We start from the raw sequence: 9,951 nt of genomic DNA on the forward strand, positions 1-9,951 counted from the left end.
CCCGCCGCTGCGAGTGTCACGAGCGCATAGCGTTTCTCAACCCCCGGACGGCCGGACGCCAAACCCCTTACCACCGACGTTCGACGCCGCACTCCCGCTCGAGCTTGCGATGCAGTCTGCTCGGCCCACCCACGTTTCACCCTCGCCAAACCCGCCCTTTCCGAAGGCTCGAATAGCACGGCGCAGGGGCTCAACCCTGGCGTCCGAAAAACCCTCGCGATCGGTTTGAGGATTTTTCGTAGTCGCCACGGCCGGGAATCAGAAGACTGTGGCTCACGCTAACGCCTCGGAGTCACACGCCATGCACAGGACCCTTGTCGCGCTCGCTACGGGCGTGGTGATGATCACCCTCACACCGGCGGCCCTGGCCGACCGCGATGCGGAACGCGAGAGCCTGAGCCGACTCGCTCACGAGATTCAGGCCCTGCACGCACTGGTTGATCAGGCCGAAGCCCATGCCGACCCCGACGCACGGATCCGCTTCCAGTACGACTGGCTGCGCCACGACCTGGATCGGGTTCAGGCCGGCATCGAGGAGCACCTCCGGGCACCGCGCGCCCAACCGCGCCGGGTCGAGCCCCTCAGTGGTGATTACCGCCGGTGAGCGGCGATGCCTCCAGTCAGTTCGAGCAGTGGGCCGGCGCGAGTGGCGCCGACCTGGGGCTCGCGATCGCGGCCATTGTCGCGGTCACCTATCTGATCTGGCTCATGTGGGTCGTGATGGGCCAATTCCGCGCCTGGAGCGATCGCGAGACACCCATGTTCGACCTGCTTTGGGTCTCTGTACGGGCCGCCGTCGTGGTGATGCTCGTGGGTTACTTCATCCGTCCATAGGAGGACTTTCCGATGCTCAATACCTGCAAACGCCAATGGGCCCGCGCCCGCCACATCCTCATGACTGGAGTCGTGGTCGCCCTCCACTCCACGCCCGCTTGGGCGCAGAACCTGCCGACGGCACCCGAGCCCGACGGAGGGTTCGAGGACGGCAACTGGATCGACCTCATGCGCGGCTACATCTTCGAGGGGGCGATCGTCCTCGGCACGCTGATCGCCGTCGCCTCCTTCCTGTGGGTGTCCTGGACCGCGCTGACCAAATTCAATGAGGCCCGCCAAGGCAAGGCCGAATGGGGCGAGGTGGGTCTGCTTGGCGTGGTGGGTGCCGTGGTGCTCCTCGTCCTGAGTTTCTTCGTCAATCAGGCCATTTCGATCATGGAGTAATGCCGCGTGGCGACACCCGGACTCGAAAACCGAATGGCCGAGCGGCTCAACGAGGAGCCGCCCATCTTTCGCGGCTGCTCCTCCAGTGAGCTGCTCGCCATTCTCGTGCTCGCCGTGATCGGCTGGCTACCCGTCGGGATCCTGCTCGGTTTCGTGGTCGGCGCTCCGATGATGGGCGTCGGATTCGCGGCGGTCGCCGTGCTGGGGACCGTATTCATCACCGCCACGATCTTCCAGAAGATCAAGCGGGGCCGCCCCACCGGCTACTACCAACAACGCGCCATGCTCGCCCTTCACCGGAGCGGCCTGCGCAAGGTCCCGGTGACGCTACGCAGCGGCACCTGGGACCTGGGGAGACGTTCGTGAGATACCGCAAGGAACTCGACAGCGCCCGATCGCACATCAACACCCTCCGGGGCGTCATTGGCGTCATGGCGCTCGTGGCCCTCGGCCTCTGGTTTGGATGGCAGCAGGCCCCCGACCGCCTGACGGTGCACATCCCCCCGGAGCTTCGCACCGGCGGGGTTCTGGAAGCCGGAGAGGTGCATCCCGCGTCGGTGTACACCTTCGCGTTCTATATCTGGCAGCAGCTCCATCGCTGGCCCGAGGACGGGCGCGCGGACTACCCGGACAACCTGTGGTCGCTGCAGGCGTTCCTGACGCCACGGTTTCAGCAAACCCTCGAAGCCGACCGCGAACAACGCGAGCGGCGCGGTGAACTGCGGGATCGCAGCCGGTTCATCCGGGAGATCGACGGCCTGCGCTACACCCCGGACCGCGTGCAGGCCACGGGGGACGGGACGTGGACGGTATGGCTGGACGTGGAGGTCGAGGAGCGCATCGACGGCGAACGCGTCAAGCAGGTCTTCATCCGCTACCCCCTGCGGGTGGTCGCCTACGACATCGACCCTGAATCGAACCCCTGGGGGCTCGCCCTCGCGGGCTTCGCCCAAGATCCCTATCGCATCGACCCGGAGGAGGAGCAGTAATGCGCCCGATCCTCGCCATTGCCCTTATCGCGGCCCTCGCGGGCCCGGTGTCGGCCACCGCCGACGACAGCCCCGACCGCATTACGTGGGACGGCACGCCCGTCCAGGTCACCCTGCCCGTGGGGCAGGAGCGGCTGATTCGCTTCCCTGCAGGGCACGTCCGCGTGGGGCTTCCACCCCACATCGATGAGCAGGTCCGCGTGTTCTCGAACGACGGGATCGTGTACCTCAAGGCGCAATCCTCGTTCGGCCCCACCCGCGCCGTCATTGCCGACGTCGAGTCCGGGGCGACGTTCATGCTCGACCTTTCGGCCGAAGACGGGGCGCGCGCCAATGAGGTCGTCATTCATCGACCGGGGAGCCGCCGGGACCGCGCGACGGACGTCCCCGACGCCGAACCCGACCACCAGAACCTGGACTACGTGGCGCTGACGCGATTCGCGTCCCAATCCCTGTATGGCCCCAGCCGGCTCGCCCCGCAGATGCCCGGCGTGCGCCAGGTTTCGCTGAACCGGGAACCGGTCCGGCTGGTCCGGGGCGCGGCCGTCACCGCCGAACCGCTCGCGGCCTGGCGTGGCGGGCGCTGGTATGTCACCGCCGTCAAGCTGCGCAACGCTACGGAATCCGCGGTCACGCTCGACCCCCGCGACCTGCGGGGCGACTGGCTGACGGCCACCTTTCAGCATGCGCGGCTGCACCCGGCCGGCCACGAAGCCGACACGACCGCCGTGTATGTCGTGTCGGACCGCCCCTTTGACGAGAGCTTTTGGGGGGTGCGCTGATGGTTTCCACCAAGGGCAATCGACTCCTGCCGATCATCGGCCTGGCCGTCGGGGCATTGATGATCGTGGTGATGCTGCGCTCATGCGGCACCGAGCCGGCGTCCGAGGCACCGGACTCGTTGGACCAGCGGCAGGCGGCGGCGCAACCGGACGCGGACACGGCCACCGACACCATCCGCACCCTGACGGCCGAGCAGCGCGAGACGCGCCGACAGCTGCGCGAACTGCGCGAAGACAACCAGCGGATGCGCGAGCAGCTGGCCGAGGAAGCACGGCAGGAGCCGGACCCCGAGCGCCAGAGCCACCTGGAGGGACTCCTCGGGCGCATGGACCAGCTCAGTTCCCGCGTACAGGACATGGGGCAGCAGCTGGAGCAGCGCGACGAAGATCCCGACCTGGTGCCCGGGAGCGACATTCCGATCGGTCTAGGCATCCGGGAAGACGAGGCCCCGGTCATTCAGGACCGCACGCGCACGGCCGAACCCGAGTCCGCCGACACCCTGCGCTGGACGAATCCCGTGGGCTATGACCCCGAAGAAGAAGGGGGCGGCCTCCTCGATCGCAGCCGGTCGGTGGCCGGCACCATCCGGGATCGCGGCGCCGCCGGCGTGGAGCACGCCCGCGACACGGCGGCGCGCGCCACCGGCACGGATACGCCGGAGGAAGATCCCCGGTACACGGTGCCGCGCAACTCGACCCTGATGGGCTCGACCGCCATGACGGCCCTGATCGGTCGCGTACCGCACGGCGGGACGGTGGAGGACCCGGTGCCATTCAAGGTGATCGTGGGCGAACGCAACCTGGCCGCCAACGACATCGAGATCCCCAACATCGAAGGCATGATTTTCTCCGGCACCGCCATTGGCGACTGGACGCTGTCCTGCGTCCGTGGGTCGCTGGAGTCGGTCACCTTTGTCTTCCAGGACGGCACCGTTCGCACCCTGCCGGACCCCGACGGAGATTCCGGCGACGCCCTCGGCTGGATCTCCAACGAGCGGGGCGTGCCCTGCATTGCGGGTGATCGCATTTCCAATGCAGCGGCCTATCTGGCGCAGTCCACCGGCATCGTCACGGCGCAGGCCGCCGCCGACGCAGCCGCCGCCGCTCAGACCACGCAGATCGTCGGGCAGGAGGGATTCACGCAGAACATCGTCACCGGCGACACCGGGGAGTTCATCGCCGGCCGCGCGGCATCCGGCGCCGCTCGCGAACTCGCCCAGTGGCTGCGGGAACGCCAGGAAAGTCACTTCGACGCGGTCTTCGCCCCCGCCGGCGAAACGGTCGCCATCCACCTCGACCGGGAACTGAGGATCGATTATGAACTTGAAGGCAGAAGGGTCTCCCATGAAGCGTTCGAGCGCCGCTCTACCCATCGCACTCTTGATTAGTGCGGTCCTGACCGCCGGCTGCGCCTCCACTTCGGCGGACAAGGTGATCCCGAAGGACGGCCCCACGATGAACGAGGTGTATGAAGGACACTTCGAGTCCATGGGGCGCACCGATGTCGATGCCGCGCGTCAGGCGCTGCAACAGCCGATCGGCCGAGACGTCCAGGACGGCACGGCGGATCTCGCGGGCTACACCCGGTCCGCTCACGACGAAATCGAAACCCGTTTCAGTCGGGTCCCCAATCCGACCCTGGTGATGTTCGTGTACCCGCACCTGGCCGGTCGCGACGAGGTGCCCGTGCCCGGGTATTCGACGTCGTTCCCGATGTATGACCGCCACCACTATGCACTCCCCGGAGAGGCGGGAGCCCGATGATGCTGAAGATGCTCACCTCGCTCCTCCCCGGCCGTTCGGCGAGGGAGGAAGACGAGAACCAGGGGCCCGACCCGAACCTGGGCGGGTCGCGGCCGGTGACACAGGCCGAGGTCAAGGATCTCTACCGCCGGCCCAACTCGTTCACGGACCTGCTCCCGTGGACGGACTACGACCCGGCGACTCAGGTGTTCCTCCTGGAGGACCAAAACAGCGTTGGCGCCCTGTTCGAGCTGACCCCGGCCAGCTCCGAAGCGCGCACGCCCGAATACATGGAGGACCTGCGCCAACAGATCCAGGGTGCGCTGACCGACTCGGTCCCCGAGGTGGACGGTTCGCCGTGGGTGCTACAGGTCTTCGTGCAGGACGACCCCGCCCTGGGCGGGGTCACCGACCATATCCGGGCCTACGCCCGCGAGCGGTCCGAGGACAATCCGTTTCGGGACGCCTACCTCGCGGAGGTGGACGACCATCTGCACCGGATCTCGCAGGAGGGCGGTCTCTTCGTCGATCAGCAGGTCACCGGGGGCGCGTGGCGCGGGCAGAAACGTCGCGTGCGCGCCTGCCTGTACCGCCGCTCGATCTCGGGCGACCTGTCACCCGAGGAGACCCTCAACCAGGTCGCCGCCCAATGGGCGACCTCCCTGGAAGCCGTCGGGGTCGGCGTGAAGCGCTGCAAGGCGCAGGATCTGTATGAGTGGCTCGTCCCGTGGTTCAACCCGCGTCCCGAGGTGGCCGATGGCGACCCGGAGAAGCTGCTGAACGTCGCCCCTTACCCGGGTGACGAGGATCTCCCGTTCGGTCGCGACCTGGCCGAACTGTTCACCTATTCGATGCCGGTGTCGGATGCCGAGGCCGGGGTCTGGCGCTTCGACGGGATGCCCCATGCGGTCCTGAACGTCCAGAGCCTGCGTCAGGCGCCCAAGACGGGGCATTTCACGGCGGAACGCCAGGCCGGCGAGAACATCTATGCGCTGTTTGATCGCGCCCCCGAAGGCACGATCCTCTCGGTCACCATCACCATCCAGCCGCAGGACCAGGTCTCCAATCACATCGGGCAAATCCACGCCGCGTCCCGTGGGGACAACATCGAATCGCGGCTGGCACTGGAGGAGGTGGAGACGGCGCAGGAAGAACTCGCGCGCGGCAACAAGCTCTACCCCACCCAAATCGCTTTCTATATCCGCGCGGAGAACGACACGCAGCTGGTGCGCCGGCGCAACGAGCTGGCCTCGCGTCTGGTGGCGAACGGCCTCCAGATCATCGCCCGAGAGGCCGAGCTGCTCCCGCTGGACACCTATCTGCGAGCGCTCCCGATGGCCTATGACCCGGCCCTGGAGCGCGTAACGCGCCGGAGCCGCTACGTGTACGCCGACCACCTTGCCGCCCTGCTACCGCTCTACGGGCGCACGAAGGGGACGGACCACGCCGGGTTTCTGTTCTACAACCGGGGCGCCGAGCCGCTGATGTTCGATCCGCTGCATCCCTCGGACCGGAAGAAGAACGCCCACGCGTTGATCCTCGGCCCCACCGGGGCCGGCAAATCCGCCCTGCTCACCTATCTGATCCTGCAGATGGTGGCGGTCTACCGGCCCCGGATCTTCATCATCGAGGCGGGCAACTCGTTCGGTCTGCTGGGACAGTACCTGGACCACCGGGGCGTCTCGGTCAATCAGGTCTCCCTGAACCCCAAGGAGCGGGTCAGCCTGCCGCCGTTCGCGGCGGCGACCCAGCTCCTGGACGACCCCCTGGTGGACAAGAAGATCGAGGAAGAGGCCTCCGACGAGGACGACGAGGACGACATCGAGGAGGGGCGCGACCTGCTCGGCGAAATGCAGATCGCGGCGAAGATCATGATCACCGGGGGTGATCCGCGCGAGGAGGCGCACATGCGCCGCCCGGACAACACGGCCATTGCCAACGGCATCCTCCGTGCCGCCAAGAACGTCCGCGCGGCGGGGCGCGAACAGGTCCTGACCGAAGACGTGGTCGCCGGGTTGCACGAGGTCGCGAAGGAAGAAGATTCCCCCGAACGCCGCAAGCGCGTCAGCGAAATGGCGCAGTCCATGGAGGTGTTCTGTCACGGGTTCGCCGGCAAGATCTTCAACCGAGCCGGCGAGCGTTGGCCGGAGGCCGACGTCACGATCGTCGATATGGGAATCATGGCGCGCGAGGGCTACGAGGATCAGCTCACGGTCGCCTACGTGGGCCTGATGAACCATATCAACGACCTGGTCGAACAACAGCAGCACTCCGAACGCCCGACCCTCGTGCTCACCGACGAGGGCCACATGATCACCACCAACCCCCTCCTCGCGCCCTACGTCGTCAAGATCACGAAGATGTGGCGAAAGCTCGGGGCCTGGTTCTGGATCGCCACGCAGAACCTGGAGGACTTCCCGGATGCGTCCCGGAAGATGCTCAACATGATGGAGTGGTGGATGTGCCTGGTGATGCCGAAGGAGGAGATCGAGCAGATCGCCCGCTTCAAGGACCTCACCAACGAACAGAAGAGCCTGCTGCTCGGAGCCCGCAAGGAACCCGGCAAGTATGTCGAGGGCGTGGTCCTGGCCGACCAGGTCGAAACGCTGTTCCGCAACGTTCCACCCCCGATCGCCCTGGCCCTGGCGATGACCGAGAAGCACGAGAAATCGGAGCGTCGCAAGATCATGGACGAGCTGGGGTGCTCGGAAGTCGAAGCGGCCGAAGAAGTCGCGCGCCGGATCGGAGGGGACGCATCGTGATCAATCAACACACCCTTTGGGCCGGCGACTTTGCCTGGACCGAATGGCTGCTGGTCGCCGGGGGGCGCAAAGGCCTGTTCCTGATGCCCGAGAACAAGGGCGGCCCGGAACGACTGGAGATCCACACCCTCCCTCTGCAGGGCGAGGGACAGCTGATCCACAAGGGCGGCTGGCTCACCGATGCCCAGCGCGACGTCGTTCTGATGCAGCTGACCGTGCACGGGCGCACCCCTGCGACACTGGCCCGCGAGTTCGAGCAGGGCGAGGTGCTCGCGGGCCCGCTGCGGGATCTGGCGATCCGCCTGGCTGAGGCAGAAGGCCGTGTGTGCGAGCGCATGCTGAACGAGCCTCAGCGCCGCTTCCGGGCACAGCTTCACCTTCCCTCGACATCCAGCGCAGGAGGCCGCTCATGCGACAAATGATTGCCGTTCTACTCCTGATGGGGATCAGCCCCGCCGGTGCCGACCCGGGGCAGATCGAGGTCTTCGTGACCACCGGTACGACCGTGTCCACCACGCCGGCCGACCGCCGGGGGATCCCGGTGGAGATCCATCATGTGGACGCCGTGGACCGGGCAACGGAGGCCCTGAGTCAGGGGCTTCCAGCCGATCCCGAGGCCGCGGCCGTGATCGCCCAGGAGCGCCTGGACGCCCGGGCACATCGGGATCTCGAAGCCGCCTACGATCCGCTGCTGCGCGCCTATCGCCTGAACATTGAACAAGTACCGGCCATCGTCTTCGACGGCCAGGCCGTGGTGTATGGCACAACGGATCTCGCGCGCGGCCTGCGCGAGTATGAACGGTGGCGGCAATGATCCGGGGGTCCATGCGCCGCATCGGCGCCGGAATCGTGGCCGCGCTCTGCCTGTTGGTGGGCAGCCCCGCGAAGGCCGAGGATCCGGACACCATTAGTACCTCCGAGATCACTTCACAGACGAGCAGCGCCCTCTCGTCCTGCCTGAATTGGGAGATCATCGGGGTCTGTCTGTGGCTGCGCTGCACCATTACCGGGTGCAGCGTGGTCACCACCGAACGGATCCGGCACTACGTCCCGGACGCCGTCATTTCGGCCTACCAGAACACCGGCGAAAACCCGTGGGCGGAAATCCGGGGAGCGCTGGGGTCCGCACAGGAATCCGCCGCCGAATCGATCCTGTCGTTCGATGCCTTTGTCGGAGGCGGAAACACGCTGGAGGGGCGCCATTCCCGCGATGCCCGTCAGCTTCGATTCAAGGAAGCGGATGTTGTCGGACACCCCTTCATGGAGATCCTGGAGTACATCGACGTCCCGTACATTTGTCCGGGCGCGGCCACGGCCGAAGCCTTCCACCCCTACTACCAGTCCGCGACCAGCGTACTCGCCTGGCGCTACGCGGTGCCCGAAATGTTCTACCTCGAATCCCTCCAGGAGGGTGAACGGGAGATCGGAGAGTGGGACGACTACACCTGGGGTGCGGTGTACCCCCGGTCGGGTTATGTCTCCCAGCCGGAGGATGCCAAGGCGGCCGCGATCGTCGCGCAGCGGGCGGGCGACATTACCACTCGGGAAGACCAGTCGGGGCATGTCTACGAGCAGCTCCCGGGCGACGACGTGGTGCATGAGGACGGTTACCGCGTGTGGCTTCCCCCCGAACTGGTGGAGCGGGACGAAGAGACCGGCACGTTCCAGATGCACATGCCCACGGACACCAACGCCTGCGAGGTGTTCGGGGAGGATGACACCGAGGACAAGGAGGGCTGGTCCAGTGACAAGACCAACCTCAAGGGCAACTACGTGTGGACCCTATGGCGTCCCTACAACTGCTGCGAAATCGGGGGCCAGGTCTACCTCGGCTCTGTCACGTTCTAGGAGACGGATCATGCGGATGCGGAAAACACTGATCGCTGCTACAGCCTGCGCGGCGCTTTGGGGACCTACCGCCGGCCATGCCCTCGTTCCGTCCGAAGACGGGATCTGGTACTACGAGGTGGGCGGCGCGGAACCCATTTCCAATGCCCCGAATCCCACGGTTACCACGACCCGGCTGGCCTTCGGAGCGGAGGCCAGCGCGGGGTATAGCTGTGGCAGCTTCGATCCCCTGCTGAGCATCGAGAACACCCTGAACGAAGTCGCTCAGGGCATGGAAGACATGGTCGATCAGATGGTCCAGGCCGCCACGAATGCAATCGCCTCCCTGCCAGCCATGGTCCTCCAGAGGTCCAACCCCGGGCTGTACGACCTGTTCCAGAACAACCTGCTGCGGGCCGAGGAAGAGCTGTCGCTCGCAACGCAGAGCTGCGAGGAAATGGAGGCCGCCATCGCCGACGGCCGCAACCCCTATCAGGAGTGGGTCACGCTCTCGAAGGGCGATGACTGGCGCGCGGCCATGGGCTCCGGGGGCGACATCGTGCAGGTCCAGGAGGACATTGATCAGAACGCCGGGAACGACGGGGCCGAATGGATCGGAGGTCGGCGGGG

The 9,951-nt window shown here is 66.5% G+C and carries 12 protein-coding genes and 1 pseudogene; all 13 read left to right on the forward strand.

Annotated features, from left to right (window positions below; all coding sequences use genetic code 11):
* Window positions 1-301 precede the first annotated feature (301 nt).
* Complete coding sequence (locus tag F618_RS0113935; RefSeq protein ID WP_038033978.1) at window positions 302-604, forward strand: RAQPRD family integrative conjugative element protein; 303 nt, start codon at window positions 302-304, stop codon at window positions 602-604.
* Window positions 601-834, forward strand: a complete 234-nt coding sequence (locus F618_RS0113940; protein ID WP_018168718.1) for a DUF3262 family protein — start codon at window positions 601-603, stop codon at window positions 832-834. Before F618_RS0113935 ends, F618_RS0113940 begins: the two co-directional genes overlap by 4 nt.
* Before the next feature lie 12 nt (window positions 835-846).
* Window positions 847-1,218 carry a TIGR03745 family integrating conjugative element membrane protein gene (locus F618_RS0113945; protein ID WP_017926574.1) on the forward strand — a complete coding sequence of 124 codons (372 nt, stop codon included), beginning with the start codon at window positions 847-849 and terminating at the stop codon, window positions 1,216-1,218.
* Window positions 1,219-1,251: 33 nt separating this feature from the next.
* Window positions 1,252-1,584 (forward strand): TIGR03750 family conjugal transfer protein, encoded by a 333-nt coding sequence (locus tag F618_RS0113950; RefSeq protein WP_017926573.1) that lies wholly within the window; start codon window positions 1,252-1,254, stop codon window positions 1,582-1,584.
* The gene (locus tag F618_RS0113955; protein ID WP_018948388.1) at window positions 1,581-2,207 is read left to right on the forward strand and encodes a PFL_4703 family integrating conjugative element protein; all 627 of its coding nucleotides are present in this window, start codon (window positions 1,581-1,583) and stop codon (window positions 2,205-2,207) included. The genes F618_RS0113950 and F618_RS0113955 overlap by 4 nt, the downstream gene beginning before the upstream one ends.
* On the forward strand, window positions 2,207-2,989 hold the full coding sequence (locus F618_RS0113960; protein ID WP_019568927.1) for a TIGR03749 family integrating conjugative element protein: 783 nt from the start codon (window positions 2,207-2,209) through the stop codon (window positions 2,987-2,989). Before F618_RS0113955 ends, F618_RS0113960 begins: the two co-directional genes overlap by 1 nt.
* Window positions 2,974-4,377: a TIGR03752 family integrating conjugative element protein gene (locus F618_RS0113965; RefSeq protein ID WP_019568928.1), complete on the forward strand. Its 1,404-nt coding sequence runs from the start codon at window positions 2,974-2,976 to the stop codon at window positions 4,375-4,377. The genes F618_RS0113960 and F618_RS0113965 overlap by 16 nt, the downstream gene beginning before the upstream one ends.
* Window positions 4,334-4,753, forward strand: coding sequence for a TIGR03751 family conjugal transfer lipoprotein (locus F618_RS0113970; RefSeq protein WP_155996743.1), 420 nt, complete (start codon window positions 4,334-4,336; stop codon window positions 4,751-4,753). Before F618_RS0113965 ends, F618_RS0113970 begins: the two co-directional genes overlap by 44 nt.
* Window positions 4,753-7,494 (forward strand): conjugative transfer ATPase, encoded by a 2,742-nt coding sequence (locus tag F618_RS0113975; RefSeq protein ID WP_019568929.1) that lies wholly within the window; start codon window positions 4,753-4,755, stop codon window positions 7,492-7,494. Before F618_RS0113970 ends, F618_RS0113975 begins: the two co-directional genes overlap by 1 nt.
* Window positions 7,491-7,916, forward strand: a complete 426-nt coding sequence (locus F618_RS0113980) for a hypothetical protein (protein ID WP_019568930.1) — start codon at window positions 7,491-7,493, stop codon at window positions 7,914-7,916. Before F618_RS0113975 ends, F618_RS0113980 begins: the two co-directional genes overlap by 4 nt.
* A complete protein-coding gene (locus tag F618_RS0113985; RefSeq protein ID WP_019568931.1) occupies window positions 7,913-8,308 on the forward strand; it encodes a TIGR03757 family integrating conjugative element protein in 396 nt (131 codons plus the stop codon). The genes F618_RS0113980 and F618_RS0113985 overlap by 4 nt, the downstream gene beginning before the upstream one ends.
* Window positions 8,309-8,319: 11 nt before the next feature.
* A complete protein-coding gene (locus F618_RS0113990; protein ID WP_019568932.1) occupies window positions 8,320-9,342 on the forward strand; it encodes a TIGR03756 family integrating conjugative element protein in 1,023 nt (340 codons plus the stop codon).
* Window positions 9,343-9,352: 10 nt separating this feature from the next.
* Window positions 9,353-9,951, forward strand: a pseudogene (locus F618_RS0113995) (integrating conjugative element protein); the annotation flags it as partial.

The organism is Thioalkalivibrio sp. ALMg13-2, from assembly GCF_000381185.1.
GTDB classification, from domain to species: Bacteria; Pseudomonadota; Gammaproteobacteria; order Ectothiorhodospirales; family Ectothiorhodospiraceae; genus Thioalkalivibrio; species Thioalkalivibrio versutus.

Bases quoted from the DNA above. Each gene is read 5' to 3' on its own strand.
- F618_RS0113935 (WP_038033978.1), top strand. From the start codon at position 302: ATGCACAGGACCCTTGTCGCGCTCGCTACGGGCGTGGTGATGATCACC.
- F618_RS0113945 (WP_017926574.1), top strand. From the start codon at position 847: ATGCTCAATACCTGCAAACGCCAATGGGCCCGCGCCCGCCACATCCTC.
- F618_RS0113950 (WP_017926573.1), top strand. From the start codon at position 1,252: ATGGCCGAGCGGCTCAACGAGGAGCCGCCCATCTTTCGCGGCTGCTCC.
- F618_RS0113960 (WP_019568927.1), top strand. From the start codon at position 2,207: ATGCGCCCGATCCTCGCCATTGCCCTTATCGCGGCCCTCGCGGGCCCG.
- F618_RS0113970 (WP_155996743.1), top strand. From the start codon at position 4,334: ATGAAGCGTTCGAGCGCCGCTCTACCCATCGCACTCTTGATTAGTGCG.
- F618_RS0113975 (WP_019568929.1), top strand. From the start codon at position 4,753: ATGCTGAAGATGCTCACCTCGCTCCTCCCCGGCCGTTCGGCGAGGGAG.
- F618_RS0113985 (WP_019568931.1), top strand. From the start codon at position 7,913: ATGATTGCCGTTCTACTCCTGATGGGGATCAGCCCCGCCGGTGCCGAC.
- F618_RS0113990 (WP_019568932.1), top strand. From the start codon at position 8,320: ATGCGCCGCATCGGCGCCGGAATCGTGGCCGCGCTCTGCCTGTTGGTG.